Genomic DNA, 23,862 nt, shown 5'->3' on the forward strand with positions numbered 1-23,862 from the left:
TCATAGAGCTGCAAAGGAAGCACCAACATGGACCAAGAACGTTTAACTCACCTTAAACAGTTAGAAGCCGAGAGTATTCACATCATCCGTGAAGTCGCGGCAGAGTTTGATAATCCGGTAATGATGTACTCAATCGGTAAAGACTCATCGGTAATGTTGCATTTGGCAAGGAAAGCCTTTTATCCAGGCAAGATTCCTTTTCCACTACTGCACGTAGATACCGATTGGAAATTCAAAGAGATGATCGATTTTCGCGATAAAGCTGCAGAAAAGTATGGCTTTGAGCTTTTGGTTCATAAGAACCCAGAAGGCATCGCGATGGGGTGTAGCCCATTTGAGCACGGTTCATCAAAGCACACGGACATCATGAAAACCCAAGGGTTAAAACAAGCACTGAATAAATATGGCTTTGATGCCGCTTTTGGTGGTGCGCGTCGTGATGAAGAAAAATCTCGAGCCAAAGAGCGTGTTTATTCGTTCCGCGATAAAAACCATACCTGGGATCCAAAAAATCAGCGTCCTGAATTGTGGAAGACCTACAACGGTCAAATCAACAAAGGCGAGAGTATCCGAGTCTTCCCGTTGTCAAACTGGACGGAGTTGGATATCTGGCAATACATCTACCTAGAAAATATCGACATTGTGCCGCTCTATCTTGCCGATAAGCGCCCTGTGGTTGAGCGTGATGGCATGTTGATCATGGTTGATGATGACCGAATGAAGCTTGAACCGGGTGAAGTGGTAGAAGAAAAGAACGTGCGTTTCCGTACGCTTGGCTGTTATCCACTGACAGGAGCTGTTGAATCAGACGCGAACACGCTGACCGGTATTATTGAAGAGATGTTGGTGGCGACATCGAGTGAGCGCCAAGGGCGCGCGATCGACCACGATCAGTCAGGATCGATGGAGCTGAAAAAACGCCAAGGCTACTTCTAATTAGGATCTAAGGAAAGAACATGAACAGTGCAGTAGAAGCGCAATTAGCGGAGCTGGGTATTGAAGGATACCTAACCCAACACCAATACAAGTCACTACTTAGATTTCTAACGTGTGGCTCAGTCGATGATGGCAAGAGTACTTTGATCGGTCGCTTGCTGCATGACTCAAAGCAAATTTATGAAGATCAATTGGCCGCCGTTCACAATGATAGCCAACGCGTAGGAACCACGGGCGAACGCCCAGACCTTGCGCTATTGGTTGATGGCTTACAAGCCGAGCGTGAACAAGGCATCACCATTGATGTTGCTTACCGTTATTTCTCTACCCAAAAGCGTAAGTTCATTATCTCTGATACACCGGGGCACGAGCAGTACACGCGCAATATGGCCACGGGTGCATCAACGTGTGATCTCGCGGTGATCTTGATTGATGCGCGTAAAGGCGTATTAGATCAAACCCGTCGTCATTCGTTCATTGCCAACTTGCTGGGTTTGAAGCATTTTGTCGTCGCCGTGAACAAGATGGATCTGGTGGATTACTCACAAGATCGATTTGAACAAATTCGCGATGAATACCTAGAGTTCTCGAAGAACCTGCGTGGTGAAACCAACATTCAAATTTTGCCACTCTCAGCGCTTGAAGGTGATAACGTCGTTGAACCGAGTTCAAAAATGAGCTGGTTTGATGGACAACCTCTACTGGAAATCTTGGAAAATGTCGATATTGACCAAGACAAAGGTGCGGGTGATTTCCGTTTCCCAATTCAATATGTGAACCGACCTAACCTCGATTTCCGCGGTTTCGCTGGCACGATAGCATCTGGCACCATCAATGTGGGTGATAGCGTGCAAGCATTACCATCGGGCAAAAGCTCGAAAGTCGCGCGTATTGTTACCTTTGACGGGGATTTACCTACCGCGTATGCAGGGCAGGCGGTCACTCTTACCCTAGAAGATGAAATTGATATCAGCCGTGGTGATTTATTGGTATTGGACAATGCCCAAGTTGAATCAAGTAATCACCTGTTAGCGGATGTAGTGTGGATGACAGAGCAAGCTCTACAGCCAGGCCGCGAATACGATATCAAAATTGCCGGCAAGAAAACCGTCGGTCGAGTTGAGTCGATTCGTCATCAATATGATATCAACAATCTCTCAACCCACAGTGCAGTAGAATTGCCACTTAATGGTATTGGTTTGTGTGAGTGGACACTGACAGAATCGGTAGCACTCGATCGCTATACCGATTGCCAAGATACCGGTGGCTTTGTCGTGATTGACCGTTTAACTAACGTGACGGTAGGGGCTGGCTTAGTACGTGAAAGCTTGAACCAGGTGGAATTGCAAACAGGTGATATCTCTGCCTTTGAAGTGGAATTTAACGCTTTGGTTCGCAAACATTTCCCTCACTGGGAAGCAAAAGACATGAGTCAATTACTTAAATAAGCACCTATTTAGTGGCTATTTAAGGCATCGAAATCTCGCGCTGGATCAGGATGTGAAGCGCGAGTTTCGATGAATGTTCGTATCAGTTCTTTATTTGGTTGAGTGATGTTTTGAATCGCACATCGCCGATAAAGACAATGAATGGGTGAAGTAGGGAAGCGGTATGTGGCAACAAGGATTTGTGTTAGCTATCTTGCTCGGTATCGTGATATGCCTTGTCGTGACACGCGCTAAACCAAGCTATATTTTTGCTGGCGCGGCATTTATCGCTTTTATGGCGGGCTTAATTGAACTTAATGAAGTCGCGACTAATTTCACCAATTCTTCTTTATTAACTTTAGTGCTACTGATTTTAGCCTCCAGTGCACTAGAGAAAACACTACTCATCAGCTGGGTTAGCCGCAGTCTATCGACGGGAAGACTCGCCTCGGTTGTCGCCAAAATGGGTATTTCGACTGCGCTACTGTCATCATTTACCAATAATACTGCAGTGGTAGTGTCTCTTATTGGGGCGATTAAGCGCAATCAGCAACATGCGCCATCAAAGCTACTTATTCCTCTCTCTTATGCCGCCATTTTAGGTGGTACGCTGACCTTGATCGGCACTTCAACCAACTTGATCATTAATAGCTTTGTCGAAGACGCCGGGCTACCCAGTTTAGGCTTTTTCACTCCAACCTTGATCGGTTTGTCTGTTCTGTTTGGCGGCATGTTGATCTTGATCCCGTTGAGCTACTTGCTACCCAATTACGATGATCAATCACAAGATGATTTACCTTATTTTCTTGAAGCGCGAGTTGAACCTGGATCGCCACTCGTAGGGCGCAGTATCGCGGAAAATAACTTACGTGCATTACGTAAGCTGTTTCTTGCTGAAGTGATCCGAGAGGGTAAAACCATGCCATCGGTTGACCCGGAATTTGTGCTGGAAGCCAAAGACCGATTACTGTTTTGTGGTGATATAGAGAGTGTGGCCACTCTCCAAGAGATACAGGGCTTAACCCTATTTGGTCAGCACCACTTAAATGGACAAAGCTTTATTGAAGTGGTGGTCAGTTCTTCGGCCAGTTTTTGCAATAAGACGCTAAAAACCAGTCACTTTCGTGATCGTTTTGATGCGGTAGTCGTCGCGATTCGTCGTGGTCATGAACGTCTAGAAGGTGGCTTAGGTAATGTCACGCTCAACGCGGGTGATACTTTAGTTTTGGTGCCCGGTAAACGTTTTGAAGCGGAGCGTCGAGCCCACCGTAAAGAGTTCGTCTTGGTCAATGACCTTGATTCGAGCGCACGCCTTGATTTCCAAAAATCGAGCTTAGTGCTACTGGGGTTTAGCTCGGTGATCGCATTAGCTCTATTAGAGTGGGTGCCATTGATCAAAGGGCTGCTGGTTTATCTATTAGCCTGTCTGGTATTTGGTATTGTTCAGCTTGGCGAACTGCGCCGTCGCTTTCCAATTGATATTGTGGTGATTGTCGGCTCGGCACTTTCTATTGCCCAACTGATGCTCTCATCTGGGTTGTCGGTGAAACTTGGCCAAGTATTTATTGAAACTTTTAATGGTTGGGGAGTCTTTGGGGCGCTGGTGGCGACATACTTACTCACGCTCATCTTAACTGAGCTTGTCACCAATAATGCGGCGGCTGCTCTGGCTTTTCCTATTGGCTATAGCATGGCGCTCGGTTATGGCGTTGACCCAATGCCCTTTATTATGGCTGTGCTATTTGGCGCCAGTGCGAGTTTTATCTCTCCCTATGGCTATCAAACCAACTTACTGGTTTACAGTGTTGGGAATTACAAATTAACGGATTATGTGCGAGTTGGGATCCCATTATCGATTGTCTATTCGGTACTGGTGCTGACATTGATCCCACTCTTCTTCCCTTATTAAGGATGTAAATAATGACAACGGATACAGCAGTGAAAGATGAAAACATCGTTTGGCATCAGCACAGTGTTGATAAAGCCCAGCGCGCCAAACTCAAACAACAAAAACCGGTGCTACTGTGGTTTACCGGCTTATCGGGCGCGGGTAAGTCGACCATTGCTGGTGCGTTAGAAAATAAACTGGCAGAACAAGGTTTTCATACCTATCTACTGGATGGCGATAACGTTCGCCATGGCTTGTGCAGTGATTTGGGTTTTTCTGATCAAGATCGCCGCGAAAATATTCGCCGTATTGGTGAGTTAGCCAAGTTGATGGTGGATGCTGGACTAATTGTCTTGTCAGCGTTTATCTCACCACACCGAGCTGAGCGTCAGTTAGTGCGTGACTTGTTCCCTAATGGTGAGTTTTTAGAAGTCTTCGTCAATGCTTCTTTAGATGTCTGTGAACAGCGCGATCCTAAAGGCTTGTATAAAAAAGCCCGTGCAGGTGAGATCGCTAATTTCACCGGGATTGATTCTGACTACGAAGCGCCATTAAAAGCTGAGATTAATTTACCGGCAGGAGAGTTGCCGATTGAAGCATTGGTTGAGCAATGTATCAAGGTGCTAAAACAACAAGGTGTCATTCAGTAATGGGATTAGGTTAAATAGCTTTTGGTTAGCTTTTGGTTAGCTATGTGCTAATTGCTGTTTAACCTGCTCTTGGGTTGCCATGATCCAAAAGCTATCGAGGTTGTACGACAAGCCCGAAAACAAAAAAGCTTCCATGAGGAAGCTTTTTTATCATTGGTGGCCTAATGCTTATTCAAAACAGATTTCAATAAAAGCATTACCCCATTGAGAGGTAAAAGGCATGATAATGATCGCCCCTTCGCATTTGTGGCGAATGGTGTGGCCTTTACCTGATACAACGATCGGGGTTGCCATATCAAAATCAAAACCACTTTCGGCAAGGATGCGTTTTGCACCGCCGGTAACCATATTGGTGATTTCACCCACCATATCGGTTACTTCATCATTAAGACCATTAGGGCGTTCACCCAACATGTTCTCCATGATTTCTAGCGCTAAACTTTCATCAAAAGTAATCGACATAGAACCGCGAGTTTGCGGACCAACCATCCCGATTAGGCCTGATACATCACCACGTGCAATCTCGTCTTTTTTTACACGAGGCTTTTGCGGCTTCAGCTCTAGCGAAGCCATCGTTTTTAGGACGTTCATCAGTGAAGCCAAAAACGGGTTTACAAATTCAGCGCGCATAATACTCTTCTATATCTTTATTCTTTGTTATCAGAGGAACATGACTGACAAATTCCATGTGATTCAATCACATGATTCGTAATCTCAAAGCCATACTTCTCTGCGTTACTCGCCAACAAGGCTACCAAACTATCATCTTGCAGTTCAATCACGTTACTACATTTGTCGCAAATTAGCAGATGCGAATAATGTTTATGTGCGTTACACGAGCAACATTGAATAAAACTGTTGGTTGACTCGACTCGATGGATAAAGCCTTGCTCTAATAAAAAGTCCAGCGCTCGATAAACCGTGGGTGGCTTTGCTTGTGGTTCACTGACTTTTAGTTGCTCTAATAGCTCATAAGCACTGGAGGCTTTTGGGCTCGCACAAATCAGTTCAAACACTCTTTTTCTTTGAGGTGTAAGCCGAACACCTCTCGCGGCACAAATCTCTTCGATTTGCTTTGCTAGCTCTTGATCCAAATCCATCACCATAACCATCGGATTTTATTAATAATATACCACTTAACGCTTAATAGTATGCATTGTTAACGTATAAATGAGTTAACCATCGAGACTTTGATAATTCATCGTGGTGAATCAGCTTGCTGTACCGTCGAACGTTCTAACTTATCAAAATTGCTCGAAAAACGATACATTGGAAGATAAATTGGCGCACATCTTGGGAAGTGATTACAATATTCGGCCTATTTTAATCGCAAAACTAACGCCAATAGACTGGAATTCAGATTTATGACTCATTCGTGCAAGTTCTCCATCGCTCCAATGCTTGATTGGACCGATAATAGAGTTTAGCCATTTAAAATCAATAGCTTAAGTTTAGCTGTGGAAAAAGAGGGGAAAAAAGGGGTAAAAATTATCGCCTTGCATTCGTCTTTGCCTTCGGATTTTAATTGTATTCCCCATCGATAAATTTGCAATTGCCATACTTCATTTTTTCGCTTTAGCTCCTTAATGATCTCCCTCCTCAAGCAAGCTATATTGGCTTATTGTCCGTTACGCTCAATCAAGTTGTGGCGACTATCAAACCTTATATTGACAAAAATTTTTATATTTTTAGTTATTATAATTCAGTTACTTATCGTTATTTTTTGACGCTATGCTAGTTTTCTGGCACTTCCCACGCTCACTAATGCCTGCAATCATAGCCTCAGTTCCCGTTACCAATTGATAAGCAAAACAATGGCATCAACTTCTGAACCCACTACTAGAACCCTGTTGGCAGAAAAATTTAATCATCAGCCCTTCATTCCTGTCATTGACGTTGCCGGATCATTGTTCGGTATGGCAGCAACCACCATCAAACGAAAAGCCGCTCAGCAAGAGCTGCCGTTTCCTGTTGTTCGTCTCAGCGATTCACAGAAATCTCCTTGGTTCGTGAGCTTTGATGACTTAGTGAAATTTGTTGAACGTAAACGATTAGAAAATGAGAGGGAGTGGAGAAAAAACAAAGGATCGAGAAGAGCATCATCGCTTAGATGCTAACTGAGCTACTTCTATTTACGTTACAACTAAGTCTGAGCGAGAGGCTAAAAATGGCGCGCACCAAAAAGCAAAAGCAAGCTGCGGCAGCTAAACACAAAGCGAAACAAGCAGCACAACTGGCAGCAAGGTCGCAAAAGGTTCAAGCAGCTAAGACAGAACTAGAACGCATTACAGCGATTGTTGTTGAAGCTTATCCGGAGGTTAAGACTCGGTATGATGCCGCAATGAATGCCACTTATGCAGGCAAAAATCCTGTCACTAGAGGGGGTATTTGCATTCCTCTTGCTTTATTTGGTCAAGCCGTCTTAAAAGAGCGTGGAATCGACCCCAAGTTAGTGGGCGGCAAGGCCGCGTTTGGATTCAACATGGGATCGTATGGTGCGATTGATTTCGGCTACCCCCAAAATCTGTGGATGCCGTACGCACATGAAGGAATTGAATCATTCAATGGTCACGCTTGGCTTGAGATTGAAGGTATGGATGCCGTTATTGACTTTGCTTTGCCGGAGCTTCCGCAACTTATTCATTTAACTAATGCTGAAATGGGGATCTCTGGTCACGATGAGATTCAACTAGATATCAATAAGTTGCTGGTAAGGCGATCTGAAATGGTGACTGCGCAGGTAAGACATAAACCTATGCTTGGGTACTACTACACCAAACCAGTGGCAAGCATCACTGAGCGGGTACATCAGTTAGCCGATCTTGGTTCTAGATTTTTATGGGCTTTTCAAAACTAAAGTAAACGAGAGCAAAATGAAACTACTAACACATTACCATATCATCAATGATATGTTTCCAATCGGTTGCCAAGCCTGCAATGACTCAACAGCGAATATTAAAATCACTCATGATGTGACAGCCGTTGAATTCAAGGATGGCGGTTTTTTTGAAGAGGAATTTTTCACAACATTGTGCAGCAATTGTGATCATTTCTCTCGCACAAGTCATGAACGTAATTATCTTAGCTTTCAGACTCATCTTCACCTTACTAATGAGTATCAAATCGCCTTTCAAAAGGCTCAAGAATCTTATCGTAACAATGGACATCCCCATCAAGTGGGAAGGGAGTGATTACATCCTTTTTTGTCATCACATAAAAAAATTTGTATTGTTTTAATATGAGCGTTCTCTAGCCAGCATAGAGAAATACGGATTTAGGCTTCGCCTATCCTAAATTTCTCGCTGGTTAGGGTTTCACCCTAAGACCCTAAAAAATAATCAATTAACATGAAAGAGGATTCCTTCGCTACCAATTCACCCCCACCTCAAAAAGAGAACAAATTAACTCGCCACGAGTTTCTATTATCAAAAGAGCATCAAGCTAAACTCGATGCATTAGTTGCAGCTCATCCTTGTGCGAATACTAGGGTTGCTATGATCCGTTTGCTCATTGATGGTACACCCTTTCAGATCGTAAAAACGATAAAGCAAGACCCTGATTTTATTCGTCAGCTTTCTGCGCTGGGTAATCTTATTAATCAGTTCCTAAAGCTCGCCCATACCTGCTCTCTCTACGGACAGCCATTATCTGCTGAATTGATTATTTATAAAGTTGATGTGTTCAACAGAAAGCTCTCAAAAATCATCAAAGACAATATTTCTGATAATGCTGCATAAAGCGATAGCTAAAAATGACAAAATCAAAGCAAAGGGAGTCGACGGTGGTATCAATTACTTAAGTGGTTATAAGTGGCGCAAAGTGAAGCCGGAATTACTGCGAGGGAATCTTGATATTACTCACCAGCTTTTAGCTCTAGAAAAGAGCGCTAATGCATATACACATGGTGTACTCAGTTTTGAGGAAAATGCACTAGATGTTTCAACTGAAGCTCAAGAATTTGCTATGAGCTTATTTGAAGAAACATTGATGGCAGGCTTTCCACCTACTCATTATGATTTGGTATGGATTCGCCATACAGATAAAGAGTTTGATGAGGCTCGTGGCTGTGGGCGATTGGAGCTTAATTACCATATCGTTAATCGCGATCTCGTAACTGGTAAAATCATTACGCCTTATCTTCACAAGCGGGACATGCACCGCATTAATCTTGCCAAGCAAATCGTGAATGATAAGTTCAATCTAACATCCCCCGATGATCCTAGTCACCAGAGGCAAATCAACCTTTCGTGCTATGGTAATGAAAATAAAGGGGTCGCTAAGAAACTCACAGAATTTATTCTTGATGGCATCGCAATAGAAAAAATCAATAATCGCCAAGATATTATTGCAGCATTAAAAAATCATCCAGATGTTGAGTTGGTAAGAGATAATCAACCAGACAATTACTTGGTAGTTAAACTAAAAGGAGCAAAACGAAACTTACGCCTTAAAGGCACGATTTATGACAAACATCAATTCACGTCCATTGAGCAACTTATTGAGCGACAAACAGAAGGCTCTAGAGAGTATCACCAGCAGCGCGATAGACGCTGTGAGCAAAACATCAAAGAGCTGCGAGCACTCAATTATCAAGTCGCACAACAACGTGCTCAGCTTATACAAGCAAAACAAAAACGTGGTCGAAAGCCATCATCGAGAGTTGTTGATGCAAATACAAAACGATCACGAAATGTTGAATCTTCAGAGAGAAGCGTCATTGGCTTCCAGCGTCAGAATGATCGCTACCAACCAGAAAGCCGAGCAGCAAATCACCGAGCAGTTAAACAAAGCTCACCAATTGGCGCTCAGCGAGAATTTGAGGTTGGACAAAACATTTGTGGCAATAGCAGTATCAACCATAGTGGGTTTTCTATTCGGAATCGCCGTAACCTTCCTTTTCTTGGCTTAGATTTTTCCGCCAGTCTTGCAACTAGAAACGTTTTTGGCAAAGAACTCACCCGCGCTCAGAGGCAGTGGTATGCCGTATATAAAAAGGGCATTAATCAAGATGTGGTACACGACGCCATCATTCTTGATAAAGGAGGATATGGAGCAACGAGAACCATCGTTTCTCAGCGTCTCAATACGGTCATTCACGAATATGATGACCTCTTTACAATATCAACTGAGGGGGCGCCAGAAGGAAAAAAACTGGCTTATTTACTGACCATTGAAGCGGCGGCAGCAAAAGGATGGGATGTGTCATCATTAAAGTTAACGACGAATGTAGGTGAAGTATCAGCTAGCAATAAAGCGGCTTTTGAGGCGGCTGTACTGCAATACTACAAAAATAAAGGCATAACGCCACCAAACACAATAATCAAAAAAAATAACAATGGGAGAACAAACAACAACACGCCCAAGCCAGTATCTTCAACGGCTAGCGGAGTACGAGAGCCAGCTAAAAACGAGCAATCACAACCAAGTTCTTTTAGCACAACAGAACCAGAAATACGCTCAGTTAATGATGCAGCTCTTCAACGATTTAGCGACCAAGCAAGATCAGTGGCAACAAATACAGAATCAATTAACACAAAGCATCAATATGCTGTCCAAGCAATCGAAAGAGCAAACAGAGGTCATCAACCAGCTATCGAACGCATTGGAGAGCGAAAAGATTGCTCGGCAGAGCTTACAGCAGGAGATGAACAGCTTAGCTGTCACTGCCAACAACTTGCAGAATGTTGTCGAGCGGCTATTAAAGAAATTGAAAAGGCTGACTCTTTGATATCTTCGAACACGTTACCAGATCAATGCAAGAACAACGCAAAACTTGATATGCAACCGTGAAGTCATTAGCTAATTTTGCTAAATTAGCTAATTCACTCAATAAGTTTTTGTTGGAATGACTATGGATGTAGTTATCAAAGAGAGTATACAAGCCGCATTATCGGCGGCTCCTCGCAACCAATACATGGCAGAACTTCACCTTCAGTGCATTAAATATGCAGATCAATTACAGGGTATTACTGCTCGTGAGTTTTGTGAAGAACTGGCTTTAAAGCCAAGTTATGGCACTGAATTTAGCAAAATGCGCAACTTAACTGCACGCTTGAGGGCGGCTGGTTTGAACCCTGATAGGATTTAACTCGTTATGCTTATAGATAACTCATCAACAACTGTTACAGCTATTTTAGCTGATAGCATAGCTGCCAATGATAAGCTTTCTGTGATGACAGGGCTTTTCTCTATCTATGCATTTGATAACCTGAAAGAAGAGCTAAATAAACTATCTTCGGTACGTTTACTCTTTTCTCAATTTAAAGGTTTTGGTGCAGAGCAAACCGTATCCCCCTTTGGCACATTACTTGGCGGTGAGCATGAAACTAAGTTTCGCAATCAGTTAAATCAAAAATTGATAGCCAAAGAGTTTGCACAATGGTTAGAACAAAAAGCGCAGGTGCGTCTTGTTAATCAAGCGGGTGCGGTAGGGAAACATATTATTACCGTTGAAGGCGCGGAGCTTAGTGCTATTGATGGGGCGCAGTTTAACGGTAGCGGCTTAGGCTTAACTGAATCATCAGGTTTTGACATGATAACTAAAGTGGTTGCGCCGCAATCACAAGATCTTTTGGCTTACTTTAATCATGTATGGAATGCAAAAGGTCAGGTCACTGATGCTAAAGCTGAATTGATGAGACAACTTGATGTATTAGCTCGTGAGCATTCTGTCGACTTCATCTACTTTGTGACGCTTTATAATCTATTCAAAGACTTCATTGGTGAGCTTCAGGAAGAAAGCATCATTGATGCACGAACTGGTTTCAAAGATACCCTTATTTGGAACAAACTTTATAAATTTCAGCGTGATGGTGTGCTAGGTGCTATAGATAAGTTGATGAAGCACAACGGCTGTATCATCGCTGACAGTGTGGGTTTAGGTAAAACGTTTGAAGCATTGGCAGTGATCAAATACTTTGAACTTCGTAATGACAAAGTTCTCGTGCTCTGCCCAAAGAAACTGCGTGATAACTGGCAGGTATATACTCAGAATGATAAGCGAAACCTTCTTGCAAGTGACCGCTTCAATTATGACGTACTAAATCATACAGACATGAGTCGTTATAAGGGGTATTCAGGCGCTATCAATCTTGAAACCATTAATTGGGGGAACTACCACCTAGTTGTGATCGATGAAAGTCATAACTTTAGGAACAACAACCCTAAAAAAGAGGGGAAAAACCGCTACCAGCGTTTGTTAGATGACATCATAAAAGCTGGTGTGAAAACCAAGGTTCTAATGCTTTCTGCTACTCCAGTAAATAACAGGCTTAATGATATGAAAAATCAGGTAGCGTTTATTACTGAGGCAAATGACAGTGCATTAGCTGAAGAAGGCATTAAGAGCATTGAACGTACTTTGATGCAGGCGCAACAGCACTTTAATGTGTGGTCAAAGAGACCACCAGAAGAGCGAACGTCTCAAGAGTTACTGGATACCATTAACTTTGATTACTTCAAACTACTTGATATTTATACTATCGCACGTTCACGTAAACATATCGAAAAGTATTATGGTACGGCTGACATTGGTAAATTCCCTACGCGTTTGCTTCCAAAGAATGTCAAATCTGACATTGATTTAAGTCATCAATTTCCATCGATGAAAGAGGTCAATGACACCATTCGTCGCCTATCATTGGCTTGTTATTCGCCTATGAAATACATTCGAGCGGATAAAAAAGCAGAATATGCACGTCGATACGACCAAAAGGTTAAAGGTGGTTCAATCTTCAGACAGGTTGACCGTGAAGAAAGCCTCGTACACCTTATGCGTGTTAATTTGCTTAAGCGTATGGAAAGCTCCATTTATTCATTTCAGCTAACCTCTCATAAGTTATTGGCTCAAGTGGAAGCAATTCTTGGGCAGATAGAGCATTTTCACCAGCATATTGCCCCGACACTAACGGATGACCTAACAGAAGAGTTTGTTGCACCACCGATTGAGGATATTCAAGATTTTGAGTTAGAAAATCCAGAGCTTGCTCCTTACATGGTCGGTAAAAAAACCAAAGTGCGTCTGCAAGACATGGATTTAATTCGTTACGCTCAAGATCTTGATGCTGACTGTGCGTTCTTACGGGCTATTGTGCGAGAAGCAAAGGGCGTTAATGAAGTACGAGATGCTAAGCTACAGGCACTGAAAGAGACTATCTCAGCAAAAATCCATACCCCGATTAATGGCAGCAATAAAAAAGTCATTATCTTTACGGCTTTCGCTGATACAGCCGAATACCTATATCGAGATCTCTCTTTATGGGCGAGTCGAGAGTTCGGTATCAAGATTGCGTTAATCACAGGGCAACGGACGGATACCACATTACTAGATCCACAAGGTAAGCGAATTAAAGCGGATCTAAATAGCATGCTGACTCACTTTTCACCGCGCTCAAAAGAGCGTGCAAAAATCTTCCCTGAGTTTAGCGATGAGATTGATGTATTGATTGCCACCGACTGTATCTCTGAAGGTCAAAACCTTCAGGATTGCGATTTCTTGATTAACTACGACATTCACTGGAACCCGGTTCGAATCATTCAGCGTTTTGGTCGAATTGACCGTTTAGGCTCGATTAATGAAAGGATCCAGCTTGTAAACTTTTGGCCTAATATGGAGTTGGATGAGTACATCAACCTAGAGGCTAGAGTCAGTGGTCGTATGGTGCTGCTTGATATCTCTGCTACGGGTGAAGAGAACGTGATTGAACAAAATGGTGATATGAACGACTTAGATTATCGTCGTCGTCAACTTGAGCAACTACAGAATCAGGTTGTCGATTTAGAAGATATATCTGGTGGCGTCTCGATCACGGACTTAACACTGAATGATTTCCGCATGGATCTGACTGATTTCATGAAACATCATTTGGATGAGCTGGAGGGTGCTCCGTTAGGCTTATTTGCTCCTATTGTGTTAGACCGAGATTTGCTCGATCTAGGGGAGTTAACCACTGAACTTGAGGCTGGCGTAATTTTCTGTCTAAAAGATAAGAAAGGCAGTGTGCAAGTTGATATGAGCTATGCTCTTTCGCCTTACTATTTGGTCTATGTATCAGAAGATGAGGAAGTGCTGTACTCCTTTACTCAGGCAAAGCATATTCTTGATTTACTTAAAAAGTTCTCGGCTGCCATTAAGGCGAACCCTGAAGCTCAAAGGCTGGCTGATCAAAAGCTGGAGCAGCAAACCAAAGGGTTGAGAGACATGGCTCACTACCAAGATCTCCTAAAGGTTGCAGTGGAAGACATCGCGGGTAAGAGTGAAGAGAAAGGAGCGGCGAGTTTGTTTACCCGAGGTGGTACAACCTTAACGGCTGGCGCAACTCAACAGGTTAACGACTTTGAAGTGGTTAGCTTTGTTCCAGTTCTATGACGATTGGCAGATAAGTAATGATAAATAAAGTATCTCTAGCCATGCCAAAAACATTGGCTGAACAATTTTGGCAGGCGATAGCGTTGCCAGACAATGCGTTGCTAGGGGTGAAAATCCCCAAAAAAACTTTAACGGATAATGCTGCGTTAACGAGCACCGACAAGGCTTTAGTCAAAGAGGTACTGAAGTCAATTGAGTGGCGCTATTCGCTAAAGTCAGAAAACGTGAACATTCCGAGCTTTGAAGATGGCATTCATGAGTATTTAGAAATAGCAGTGCTGAAGGTGGTGGTGAAAAGTAATGCTAAAACTAAACAATTGTGCCGTCTGCTGCATCAGCACATACCTTATCCCTTATTGTTAGTCATTGAGGCGGAGCCTCATGAGGGAGAGCAAGAAGGGCAATTAGCATTAAGCCTTGCAGATAAGCGCATAAATCAAGCCGATAGCAACAAGTTAACCATTGAACACCAATACGATACAGGGTGGCTCAATCGCTCTACTGCATCAAGCAAAAGCACCAGTGCTACAAATGAACTCCAACAGGCTCTTTTTAGCGATATGGCATTCAGTAGCCTTTCTAAGGTGAGCTTGTATGACTTCTATCTTGACTTGATAGCGAAGTTCAATCGTTTTGAGGCGGCGAAGTTTACTGGTACATACAAGACCGAATTGAACGATATTGACGCAAGTAGCAGTGATACCAACAAGGATCTCGGTTTAACCCTCAGACTTCATGAGTTGAAAGCGTTAGAATCTGCGCTAAGCGTAGTTCGCAGCAAGATAAAAAAAGCCACACAGATGAATCAGAAGGTAAAACTAAATGTGGAAGCGAAGTTCTGAGGGATCCCCTCATAATTTCCCCAAAGCACAACCATGTTTGAATAGATTTTGAGCAAGCAGGGTTGCAGCCGCGAGCAAGTCTTCCCTCGTTATTGTGTAGCCAGAATGCCGCAAAACTTCCATCCCTAAGCGCACTGTTGAGAGTACATTTCGATTTTTGACAGTGTTAGCTTGGAAGTGCTTATCCCAACCTTGTTTCTGACCATGAACTCCAGCAAGCCAAAATGTCAGTTGAAGCATTAGGGCGATTAGCAGCATGATATCAAAGCGCTCTGAGCTGCTAGTTCGGCTATGACGGAGGCCTAAACCGTAGGCTGGGCTTTTCAAGTCTCGGAAGGTTTCTTCAATTTGCATACGCTTCGAGTAGAGCCTAACAAGTTGCTTTGGTGTTCGGATTTCAACGGGCAAGTTAGTCGCTAAAACCCATGGTTCTTTTGTCGAAGCGGAGTAGATTTTAGGTGACGGATGATGACAATTAGTCCGTGTCGAACGCTGATTTTTTCGGCCTTTAGGACGTGATTTATACAGTGCAATTTGACATGAAATTGGGTTGCTCTTAGTCAACCTCTTATAGCCTAAAGTCTTTGAGCGACTTGAGGATATGCTATGTAAGTTGCTGATAGGTTGCCAGTTTTCCGCACCTAAATCTGCATATTGCACTTTCCCTCTGACTCGACTTAACCAGTACCAACCTAGCTTTTCAACGGATTTATACCATGGCACTTTAAAGCCAGCATCACTGACAATGAGCGGTGTAGTGTTACTCGGTAGAATGCTTGCAAGGTCGGCTAGAAATTGGTCATGAGCCTTCTTTGAACATTGCTCTGAAAGCGGAAAGGCTTTCTCATAAAGAGTAATAGAACGACCATGTAGTGCCACCGAAGCCCGCAATACCATAAGCCGTTTTTGCTCACGAATATCAGACCAGTCAACAAGAACAATGGGCATCGAATTACCTGAACAGATAAAGCTGGCATGCCAACGGTATACAGCGAGTCGCTCTTTGTGCAAGTGACGATTACCTAACAATCTGTCGATTCGTTTGATGTTATGTTTTGTTCTGGCTTTCGTTGGCAGGTTACGACCAAGTTCGGTAAGAGTGAGCGTTTTACATTCAAGTAATGCGTGGCAAGCCAGCGTTAAACTGTTGAGTCGTTTTAAGTGCAATTCAGGGCAGAATTGGTAAAGAGAGTCGTGTAAAATATCGAGTTCGCACATCTTGTTGTCTGGTTATTGATTTTTCTCAGAACCATTTGATCACATGACAAGATGTGCATCTACCTTAAATTTATGATTTTTATCAAAATCATTAGGGGATTCCTCAGAGCGAAGTTACTAAAGCAACAGATAGCGACCATTAAAGCCAGCATTTAGCTTTTTCGTTTATGCTAAGCCGAAGAATACGCGATGAGTACCAAGGCGCACCGCCACGGGAACGCATTGCCAGATTATTTTCCAGTAAAGAATGGAATAAAAATGACGATTGAAAAAACTATGATAGAAAAAATTAGCCTTGACCATCCCGAGTCTAAGAGTGCCGACATCACTGAAGGCAACATTCAACAGCTTAAGCAGCTTTTCCCTGATGTATTTACAGAAGGAAAAATTGATTTTGAAGCTTTAAAGGCAGTGTTAGGCGAAGCTGTTGATGACAGCGATGAGCGTTATAACTTTACATGGAATGGTAAGAATCAAGCGCGTCAGATTGCGCAAACACCATCAACAGGCACACTTCGCCCTTGTAAAGAAGAGAGTGTTAATTGGGATAGTACCGAGAATCTGTTTATTGAGGGTGACAACCTTGAAGTGCTTAAGCTTCTACAAAAGTCATACCACAAAAAAGTAAAGATGATTTATATCGACCCACCTTATAACACAGGTAAGGATTTTGTTTATAAAGATAATTTTAAAGATAATATTAAAAATTACCTTGAAATTACAGGGCAAGTAAATAGTGATGGTAATAAGGTAAATACTAACACTGAAACGTCAGGAAGATTTCACTCTGATTGGCTTAATATGCTTTACCCTAGGTTGAAATTAGCCAGGAATTTGCTTCGAGATGATGGTGCAATATTTGTTTCTATTGGTGTTGAAGAGTTGACAAACTTAAAGCACATTATGAATGAGATATTTGGTGAGGACAATTTTGTGGAAATATTTTCTTGGGTGAAAACATCTACTCCACCTGCATTATCCACAAAGTCTAGAAAGACAAACGAGTATATTGTTTGTTATGAAAAGAATAAAAACCCTACCAAGTATAACGGGGAAGCACTTGATGGTGGTGATCAGCCATTGTTGAACTCTGGAAATAGTCTTAGAAAGTTAAAATTCCCTAAAGATAAAATTACATTTAACCCTAATAAGTTTAGAGATGGTTTTTATAGTCCATCTAAACCAGATCGTGTTGAATTGCTTAATGAAATTCAATTGATAAATGGAATTCCACAATCAGATGTTGAAATGCTTGGAGAGTTTAAATGGACTCAAGACTTCCTAGACAAAGAGCTTTTGAAAGGAACAACATTTGTAGTTAAATCAGATAAGCTATCTGTAAGGTTTTTGAGACAAGAAGAGGGTTTCAAAAGACCTACTAACTTTATAAAAGATAGCATCCACACTCCTTTAATAAATAAATCTCTACAAGGGGTTGATACAAATGAAAAAGCGTCAACCTATCTTAAGGAACTTTTAGGTGGGGATTATTTTGATTATCCTAAGCCAGTTAGTTTAATAAGTTACCTAATCGGTTTTATGACGAGTGAAGATGATATAATACTAGACTTTTTTGGTGGTTCTGGTACCACGGCAGAGGCAGTGGTTCAAAAAAATACCGAGGACAATCACAATAGGAGATTTATTTTAATTCAATTGCCAGAACCAGTAAATGAAGCAAAAGCTATAGAATATCTTAAATCAAAAAATAGGAAGCTATATCTTTCAAAAATAACTCAAATTAGATTGGAGACTTTTGAAAAGAAATATGCCAAAAAAGATTTCGGCTTTAAATCTTTTATTTTAGATGAAACTAATATTCGCTCATGGAGTGCTGATTTTGAGAATCTAGAACCTGCTCTTCAGCTAGCTGCAAAATCAATTAAAAATGACCGCACTTCTAAAGATGTGTTGTATGAGGTTCTTTTGAAGTACGGTTTAGAGTTGACTGAAAGCGTCAAAGAGACAATGGTTGAAGGCAAAAAGGTGTTTGTGGTCGGTGATGGTGCCCTGATGGTTTGTCTGGATGATGACATCACGGAAGCTGTTGTAGAAGGCATCGCGAAGCTTAAGCAAGAGCTGGATACTGAAGTTACTCAAGTTGTTTTCAAAGATCAGGGGTTCGCGGATAGTGTTGTGAAAACTAACGCGATTCAAATCTTAAAGCAGTATGACATTGATGATGTGAAGAGCATTTAAGGTGGCAGAGATGAAGATTCAGTTCAAATCCGATTTAGGACACCAAATTGATGCCGTTAACGCAGTATTAGGCGTGTTTGAAGGTCAAGAAACGTTTCAATCCAACTTTTCTGTCGCGCAAACCGTTCAGATGGATATGCTTAATAGCGATCATGGTGTTGGTAATAAATTAACCTTGCTTGATGATGAGATCTACCATAATACGCGTAATGTTCAGATCCAGAATGGCTTAGAACAAACAGAGAACAAGAAGCAGGCTCTGCCAAGTTTGGACTTCAGTGTTGAGATGGAAACAGGTACGGGTAAAACCTACGTGTATTTACGCTCGATTTTTGAATTAAACCAACGTTATGGTTTGAGCAAGTTCATCATTGTTGTGCCATCTATCGCTATCAAAGAAGGTGTCTATAAGTCACTGCAAATTACAGAATCACATTTTCGTGAGCAGTTTAAAAATGTGCAATATGACTATTTTGTTTATGACTCTTCGAAGCGTGATCAAGTAAGAAACTTTGCGACCAATGATTACATTCAAATCATGGTGATCAACATTGACGCATTTAGCAAGTCATTTACTGATCCTAGCAAAGAGACGACAGCGAACCTGATCCACCGTACCGATGACCGTTTAAATGGTATGAAGCCAATTGAGTTCATTCAGGCGACACGTCCTGTCGTTATTATTGATGAACCACAATCGGTAGTATCAACGCAAAACCGAAAAGATGCGATTAACAGTCTAGAGCCACTTTGTACGTTCCGTTATTCGGCAACACTAAAAGAGGCGCCAAACTTATTGTATAAGCTCGACTCTATTGACGCTTATGACCGTAAGTTAGTGAAGCAGATCGAGGTTGCTTCACTGGATGTTAAAGATGGGCACAACCAAGCCTATGTTAAGTTGATCAGTGTTGATAATAAGAAGTCACCTATTTCAGCAAAGATTGAGATTGACGCTCAAACTAAAGCGGGAAAATTACAACCACGCAAACAGGTGACGATAAAAGATGGTCAAGTCAATGACCTCTTTGAGCTTTCAGGTGGGCGCAGTGTCTATGAGGGATACATCGTCAACGACATTTACTGTCAAGAAGGCAATGAGTACATTGATTTTACTAGCCGTAGTGAGATCGTTCGCTTAGGTCAAGCTATTGGTGCCGTTGATGAAGATGCGTTCAAGCGTATTCAAGTTGCTAAAACGATTGAAGAACATCTTGAAAAGGAATGGGCTTTTTATCATAAAGTGACGACGGGTCATGACAGGATGGATCATTCTAAGGTTCTGAGCCAAAAAGGAATTAAAGTTCTTAGTCTATTCTTCATTGACAAGGTTGCTAACTATCGAGGCTATACGAAAGATGGTCAGCCAGTACAAGGTAAGTTTGCTCAGTGGTTTGAAGAAGAATTTGCTAAGCAAGTAGTTAAGCCAAAGTATCAAGTGCTTTACCCTAAGATTTGGGTCGAAGAAGGGGGGCAGAAGGTAGTTAACCCTATTGCGCTACAAGAGTTAACCCAATCTGTTCATGATGGGTACTTTGCACAGGATAAGAAAAAGGATGCATCGGGTAATCCGTTGTATGCTGAGTCAAAGCTATCAGCAAAAGGTGAGGGTGGCAAAACGGCTGCTGATGAGTCTGCATATAACCTAATTATGAAAGATAAAGAGAAACTGCTTTCAATGGATGAAAAGCTACGCTTTATCTTCTCGCATTCAGCATTAAAAGAGGGCTGGGATAACCCGAATGTATTCCAAATTTGTACGCTGAATGAAACGACCTCAGTAACCAAAAAACGTCAGGAAATTGGACGAGGTTTACGTCTCGCCGTTGATCAGTCTGGTGAGCGCGTACCTTATGGTTTTGAAGTGAACACCCTGACGGTGATGGCAAATGAATCGTATGAATCGTTTGTTGAACAACTTCAGAAAGAGATTGAGGAAGAGGAAGGTATCAAGTTTGGTACAGTTGCATCTCATCAGTTTGCTAACATTCTGGTTTCTAGTAATCTCGACAAGAAAACGTTTTTGGGTGCCAAGGCATCAGAAGCGATATTTAAGCATTTGCTCGCGCGTGAATACATCAACAGCAAGGGTAAGATCCAAGATGCTTTAAAGGAAGCTTTAGACAATAATCAAGTCGATTTGCCTGAAGAGGTTGCAGAACATTCAGAAGCGATTGTTGCGGTATTGAAGAAATTGTCGAAAGGCTTGCATGTCAAAAAGCATGAAGAAAAACGAACTGTTAAACTGCGTGATGGCTCGGATGGTAAGCAAGTGGTACTCGGTGAAGACTTCAAAGCGTTATGGGATCGCATTAAGTTTAAAACAACTTACCGCGTGAACTTTAGCGTTAATGAGTTAGTTGAAAAATGCATAACGGAAATTCGCGCCAACGTAGCAGTTGCAAAAGCTAAGTTTGAATATAAAAAAGTGACTGTAGAAGTAGAAGAATCTGGTCTAAATACTATAAATGAGAAGCGCAAAGTTTATACGTATGAAGATGGCAAAATTCAACTTCCTGACATCGTAACTTACTTGACGGATCAGACTAACCTAACTCGTCAAACGATCATTGATATCCTCCTTGGTTTAGGTGATAAGCTAGAGGCTTTTAAGAATAACCCACAACGCTTTATTGAGTTGACTGGTGATGTTATTCGTAAGCAAATGCGCGTTGCAATTGTTAGTGGCATCAAATATCGCCGCATTGGTGATGAAGCTTACTACGCACAAGAATTATTCCAAGAGGAAGAGCTGACGGGCTACCTGAAAGACATGGTTAAAGCCAATAAGTCGGTTTATGACTATCTTATTTGTGATTCTGACACTGAAATTAAGTTTGCAGAGCGTTTAGAAAGTCAGGATGAAGTGAAGCTTTATGCGAAGCTGCCGCCTTGGTTTAAGATCGATACTCCGTTAGGTAGCTACAACCCAGACTGGGCGGTTCTGATTGATAATGATGATGGTACAGAACAGCTTTACTTTGTGGTTGAAACCAAGTCGAGCATTTTCTCTGACGATCTACGTGATGCAGAAAAAGCGAAGATAAAATGTGGCATCGCTCACTTTGATGCTCTAAGTAAAGACGATGATGGCAACGAAATTCAAAATTCCGCTAAGTTTGTAAAAGCGGATAATTTTGATACGTTTAGCTCACATTTTTAATTGATGCATGCCTCAAAAGTATCTGCTTATGACTACTTTTGGTGGTGAAACTAACTGAAAGTGGCATTGCCTAAGAGCGATGCCACTTCTCTAAATCTAGTGTCTATAGGTAGGTAAAGACATTAATATACACTGAGATATGGTTTCGATAATTTCATTAGCTTTATCTTGTTTTGCTTTATAGCACTCATCAAGGTTGGCTAATGTCACTTCGACATCATCAAATATTTCCAATTCAATTGCTAGCAACTTCATTGTAATTACTTGGCGCAGCCATAAATATCGACGAGATGATTGATTAACATCTTCTTCAGAAATAAACCCTTTAGCTAAGCAATGTTTAACTACCAATGACTCAACTGTAACGCTATGGTAGTTATCTAAAGTTTCTTTATTATTGGATTTTTGTCTTTCATTGTTTATCTCTTTCTGCCATAAACTTTTACTCATAATGGATTGTTTATTTTAATTATAGGAAAATAGACAAGAGAAATAAATTAACACTAAAGGTAAGAGTTTTTAATTATGGTTTTTTGCTTAATTACCACAAGTCATGATTAGCATCAAAATCATTATTTATTTTTTCTTCTAATGGTTCTTTCAATTTTTCGGATGCGCTCCTATTATCAGAGTTTAGGCTGTTTAATACTTGAACATTTATTGGCGTTTTCTTTTCTTCTTTGTTTTTCTCGTCTTCTTTATTATCTGAATTGTTGATGAAATTAGCTAAGAATGGAGGTAGACAATTTTCATCAGTAGGGGTGATGCCTGCGTTTAATCTTGCCTCAAATTTTTCTGCTGCTTTTGCTCTCTTATCTTTTAATTTTTTATTTTGAGATTTTCTCATGTGCGATGGATCGACCAGCAATGAAATACTTGCTGTTTTTCTTCCTTTCATATTAATGCTATAATATGCCTTTTCATCAGTATCTGCTTTTTCATTATTTATCTTGATGAGTTTTAGCACAGAGCGATCTTTAGTTTCTTTTGAGTTTGATATTCTAACTATGTCAGAAATTGCTCTGTTGATAACGTTCTTCTGTAAGTCGTTGCCATTCTTATAACTATTAACAACACCCAACTCTTCTCTAAGAGTCTCTATATCAATAGTAACTTCATAAGGCTCATAGCCTTTCATTGGGTGGTATCGTCGAAGTAGTAAGAGCCACATTTTCATTGTGTATTCTGTTGTGGCGTTTTTTAAAAGATATAACGGCAATGCAATATAACCAATACGTTTAATTTCTTCACAATAAAAAACTAAGTAAGGCATAAAGTTCACGTTAATCTCAATATCTATATAAGTGGAGTCAACGAGTGATACCTTGCTAAAGATAGGGATGTATTCTTTAATATAAGAGCCGTTATCACAGAGTTTAACTTCATATGTTATTGATGCTATGTTCTTTATAGAATTAATAATTCCTCTAGATAAATAGCTTGGTTTGTTCTCATTGCGACTATTAATTACCTCTGGTGACCAGAACTTTAAAAAGTCATTGAGCTTAAAACGGAACTTTAAGTAATCTGTATTTTTTGAGAAATAAAGTTTTGCACATTCAATTGCAGAAATAGGTGTCCAACATAAAGTATCAGCATCCACATTTTTTATAATGGTAACATTGTTCATTATTCTTTGATTCGATAAAACACTATCGATGACAACATTGGTTCGTGTTTCACCACTATCTTCACTGTTGGCGGAAGAGTTTGCAGACTTATGTGTAATTATTTTTTGCCCAGTCTCTCTCATAAATGTGTTGAGCTGATCAACTAACCTAGAATCAGAAGGAACAAATGCAGCGACGGTTGTAATCATTAGTCTTTGTTGTAATACAGTGGTGTTGCTTGTAACCAAAGAACGGCTTAAATTTGCAACGTGTTCTTCGTCGATACGAGATAATGGAATAGACATGTTTTCTCCAAAAATAAATATTATGTTGCTAGTTATCAAGTAGGAATTCGTATCTTAATAAACAGTGAAAACGGGTGAGATCATAAATCTCGCAATAGAAATCATGATGTTCGCAATAAAGATCATAAACCTCGCAGTTGAATGCATGAATCTCGCAAGTGTAAACACAAAACTCGCCATATAATCTTGGCAGGCATTGCTATTACTGGCTTTGTCTTTTTGCTAAGTCTTTTAAAGCTCTTTAAAAGAAATAAAAG

The 23,862-nt window shown here is 41.2% G+C and carries 19 protein-coding genes; 14 read left to right on the top strand and 5 right to left on the bottom strand.

Annotation, left to right across the window (positions count from 1 at the left end):
* Positions 1 to 27 precede the first annotated feature (27 nt).
* From cysD to cysC, 4 genes are all read left to right on the top strand, one after another.
* Entirely contained in the window at positions 28 to 936 is a 909-nt protein-coding gene (gene cysD, locus RJD38_RS08060; RefSeq protein ID WP_005597074.1) for a sulfate adenylyltransferase subunit CysD, read from the top strand.
* Between the two features lie 20 nt (positions 937 to 956).
* Positions 957 to 2,384, top strand: coding sequence for a sulfate adenylyltransferase subunit CysN (gene cysN / locus RJD38_RS08065; RefSeq protein ID WP_367971193.1), 1,428 nt, complete (start codon positions 957 to 959; stop codon positions 2,382 to 2,384).
* A gap of 163 nt (positions 2,385 to 2,547) precedes the next feature.
* Positions 2,548 to 4,272, top strand: coding sequence for an SLC13 family permease (locus tag RJD38_RS08070; protein WP_367971194.1), 1,725 nt, complete (start codon positions 2,548 to 2,550; stop codon positions 4,270 to 4,272).
* 11 nt (positions 4,273 to 4,283) lie between these two features.
* On the top strand, positions 4,284 to 4,901 hold the full coding sequence (cysC, locus tag RJD38_RS08075; protein ID WP_065545754.1) for an adenylyl-sulfate kinase: 618 nt from the start codon (positions 4,284 to 4,286) through the stop codon (positions 4,899 to 4,901).
* Positions 4,902 to 5,069: 168 nt separating this feature from the next.
* Here the strand turns inward: cysC and RJD38_RS08080 are convergent, their stop codons facing one another.
* Both RJD38_RS08080 and zur read right to left on the bottom strand, forming a co-directional pair.
* The gene (locus tag RJD38_RS08080) at positions 5,070 to 5,531 is read right to left on the bottom strand and encodes a chemotaxis protein CheX (RefSeq protein WP_005597067.1); all 462 of its coding nucleotides are present in this window, start codon (positions 5,529 to 5,531) and stop codon (positions 5,070 to 5,072) included.
* Between the two features lie 17 nt (positions 5,532 to 5,548).
* Positions 5,549 to 6,007 (bottom strand): zinc uptake transcriptional repressor Zur, encoded by a 459-nt coding sequence (zur, locus tag RJD38_RS08085; protein WP_174269656.1) that lies wholly within the window; start codon positions 6,005 to 6,007, stop codon positions 5,549 to 5,551.
* Between the two features lie 744 nt (positions 6,008 to 6,751).
* Between zur and RJD38_RS08090 the strand changes: the two genes are divergently transcribed.
* The 8 genes from RJD38_RS08090 to RJD38_RS08125 all read left to right on the top strand — a co-directional run bounded on the left by RJD38_RS08090 (position 6,752) and on the right by RJD38_RS08125 (position 15,110).
* Complete coding sequence (locus RJD38_RS08090; RefSeq protein ID WP_367971195.1) at positions 6,752 to 7,018, top strand: pyocin activator PrtN family protein; 267 nt, start codon at positions 6,752 to 6,754, stop codon at positions 7,016 to 7,018.
* Between the two features lie 50 nt (positions 7,019 to 7,068).
* On the top strand, positions 7,069 to 7,758 hold the full coding sequence (locus tag RJD38_RS08095; RefSeq protein WP_367971196.1) for a hypothetical protein: 690 nt from the start codon (positions 7,069 to 7,071) through the stop codon (positions 7,756 to 7,758).
* Between the two features lie 16 nt (positions 7,759 to 7,774).
* Complete coding sequence (locus RJD38_RS08100) at positions 7,775 to 8,092, top strand: hypothetical protein (protein WP_367971197.1); 318 nt, start codon at positions 7,775 to 7,777, stop codon at positions 8,090 to 8,092.
* 156 nt (positions 8,093 to 8,248) lie between these two features.
* Positions 8,249 to 8,638 carry a hypothetical protein gene (locus RJD38_RS08105; RefSeq protein ID WP_367971198.1) on the top strand — a complete coding sequence of 130 codons (390 nt, stop codon included), beginning with the start codon at positions 8,249 to 8,251 and terminating at the stop codon, positions 8,636 to 8,638.
* Complete coding sequence (locus RJD38_RS08110; protein WP_367971199.1) at positions 8,628 to 10,691, top strand: hypothetical protein; 2,064 nt, start codon at positions 8,628 to 8,630, stop codon at positions 10,689 to 10,691. The genes RJD38_RS08105 and RJD38_RS08110 overlap by 11 nt, the downstream gene beginning before the upstream one ends.
* 61 nt (positions 10,692 to 10,752) lie before the next feature.
* The gene (locus RJD38_RS08115) at positions 10,753 to 10,989 is read left to right on the top strand and encodes a transcription factor (protein WP_069540250.1); all 237 of its coding nucleotides are present in this window, start codon (positions 10,753 to 10,755) and stop codon (positions 10,987 to 10,989) included.
* A 6-nt stretch (positions 10,990 to 10,995) separates the two neighbouring features.
* The gene (locus RJD38_RS08120; protein WP_367971200.1) at positions 10,996 to 14,268 is read left to right on the top strand and encodes a helicase-related protein; all 3,273 of its coding nucleotides are present in this window, start codon (positions 10,996 to 10,998) and stop codon (positions 14,266 to 14,268) included.
* Positions 14,269 to 14,285: 17 nt separating this feature from the next.
* Positions 14,286 to 15,110 (top strand): DUF4391 domain-containing protein, encoded by an 825-nt coding sequence (locus RJD38_RS08125; RefSeq protein ID WP_367971201.1) that lies wholly within the window; start codon positions 14,286 to 14,288, stop codon positions 15,108 to 15,110.
* Positions 15,111 to 15,119: 9 nt separating this feature from the next.
* Here the strand turns inward: RJD38_RS08125 and RJD38_RS08130 are convergent, their stop codons facing one another.
* Positions 15,120 to 16,328: an IS4 family transposase gene (locus tag RJD38_RS08130; protein ID WP_032073033.1), complete on the bottom strand. Its 1,209-nt coding sequence runs from the start codon at positions 16,326 to 16,328 to the stop codon at positions 15,120 to 15,122.
* A 258-nt stretch (positions 16,329 to 16,586) separates the two neighbouring features.
* Between RJD38_RS08130 and RJD38_RS08135 the strand changes: the two genes are divergently transcribed.
* Together RJD38_RS08135 and RJD38_RS08140 are read left to right on the top strand one after the other, a co-directional pair.
* Entirely contained in the window at positions 16,587 to 18,527 is a 1,941-nt protein-coding gene (locus tag RJD38_RS08135; protein WP_367971202.1) for a site-specific DNA-methyltransferase, read from the top strand.
* A gap of 10 nt (positions 18,528 to 18,537) precedes the next feature.
* Positions 18,538 to 21,690, top strand: a complete 3,153-nt coding sequence (locus tag RJD38_RS08140; RefSeq protein ID WP_367971203.1) for a type III restriction-modification system endonuclease — start codon at positions 18,538 to 18,540, stop codon at positions 21,688 to 21,690.
* Positions 21,691 to 21,786: 96 nt separating this feature from the next.
* Here the strand turns inward: RJD38_RS08140 and RJD38_RS08145 are convergent, their stop codons facing one another.
* Both RJD38_RS08145 and RJD38_RS08150 read right to left on the bottom strand, forming a co-directional pair.
* Positions 21,787 to 22,140, bottom strand: coding sequence for a hypothetical protein (locus RJD38_RS08145; protein WP_367971204.1), 354 nt, complete (start codon positions 22,138 to 22,140; stop codon positions 21,787 to 21,789).
* Positions 22,141 to 22,231: 91 nt separating this feature from the next.
* Positions 22,232 to 23,605 (bottom strand): hypothetical protein, encoded by a 1,374-nt coding sequence (locus tag RJD38_RS08150; RefSeq protein WP_367971205.1) that lies wholly within the window; start codon positions 23,603 to 23,605, stop codon positions 22,232 to 22,234.
* Positions 23,606 to 23,862: the final 257 nt, after the last annotated feature.

Source organism: Vibrio scophthalmi, from assembly GCF_040869025.1.
Classification (GTDB): domain Bacteria; phylum Pseudomonadota; class Gammaproteobacteria; order Enterobacterales; family Vibrionaceae; genus Vibrio; species Vibrio scophthalmi.

Excerpts from the sequence above, each read along its gene's own strand:
- cysD (WP_005597074.1), top strand. The coding sequence starts at position 28 with ATGGACCAAGAACGTTTAACTCACCTTAAACAGTTAGAAGCCGAGAGT.
- cysN (WP_367971193.1), top strand. The coding sequence starts at position 957 with ATGAACAGTGCAGTAGAAGCGCAATTAGCGGAGCTGGGTATTGAAGGA.
- RJD38_RS08070 (WP_367971194.1), top strand. The coding sequence starts at position 2,548 with ATGTGGCAACAAGGATTTGTGTTAGCTATCTTGCTCGGTATCGTGATA.
- cysC (WP_065545754.1), top strand. The coding sequence starts at position 4,284 with ATGACAACGGATACAGCAGTGAAAGATGAAAACATCGTTTGGCATCAG.
- RJD38_RS08080 (WP_005597067.1), bottom strand. The coding sequence starts at position 5,531 with ATGCGCGCTGAATTTGTAAACCCGTTTTTGGCTTCACTGATGAACGTC.
- zur (WP_174269656.1), bottom strand. The coding sequence starts at position 6,007 with ATGGTGATGGATTTGGATCAAGAGCTAGCAAAGCAAATCGAAGAGATT.
- RJD38_RS08095 (WP_367971196.1), top strand. The coding sequence starts at position 7,069 with ATGGCGCGCACCAAAAAGCAAAAGCAAGCTGCGGCAGCTAAACACAAA.
- RJD38_RS08100 (WP_367971197.1), top strand. The coding sequence starts at position 7,775 with ATGAAACTACTAACACATTACCATATCATCAATGATATGTTTCCAATC.
- RJD38_RS08105 (WP_367971198.1), top strand. The coding sequence starts at position 8,249 with ATGAAAGAGGATTCCTTCGCTACCAATTCACCCCCACCTCAAAAAGAG.
- RJD38_RS08110 (WP_367971199.1), top strand. The coding sequence starts at position 8,628 with ATGCTGCATAAAGCGATAGCTAAAAATGACAAAATCAAAGCAAAGGGA.
- RJD38_RS08115 (WP_069540250.1), top strand. The coding sequence starts at position 10,753 with ATGGATGTAGTTATCAAAGAGAGTATACAAGCCGCATTATCGGCGGCT.
- RJD38_RS08120 (WP_367971200.1), top strand. The coding sequence starts at position 10,996 with ATGCTTATAGATAACTCATCAACAACTGTTACAGCTATTTTAGCTGAT.
- RJD38_RS08125 (WP_367971201.1), top strand. The coding sequence starts at position 14,286 with ATGATAAATAAAGTATCTCTAGCCATGCCAAAAACATTGGCTGAACAA.
- RJD38_RS08130 (WP_032073033.1), bottom strand. The coding sequence starts at position 16,328 with ATGTGCGAACTCGATATTTTACACGACTCTCTTTACCAATTCTGCCCT.
- RJD38_RS08135 (WP_367971202.1), top strand. The coding sequence starts at position 16,587 with ATGACGATTGAAAAAACTATGATAGAAAAAATTAGCCTTGACCATCCC.
- RJD38_RS08140 (WP_367971203.1), top strand. The coding sequence starts at position 18,538 with ATGAAGATTCAGTTCAAATCCGATTTAGGACACCAAATTGATGCCGTT.
- RJD38_RS08145 (WP_367971204.1), bottom strand. The coding sequence starts at position 22,140 with ATGAGTAAAAGTTTATGGCAGAAAGAGATAAACAATGAAAGACAAAAA.
- RJD38_RS08150 (WP_367971205.1), bottom strand. The coding sequence starts at position 23,605 with ATGTCTATTCCATTATCTCGTATCGACGAAGAACACGTTGCAAATTTA.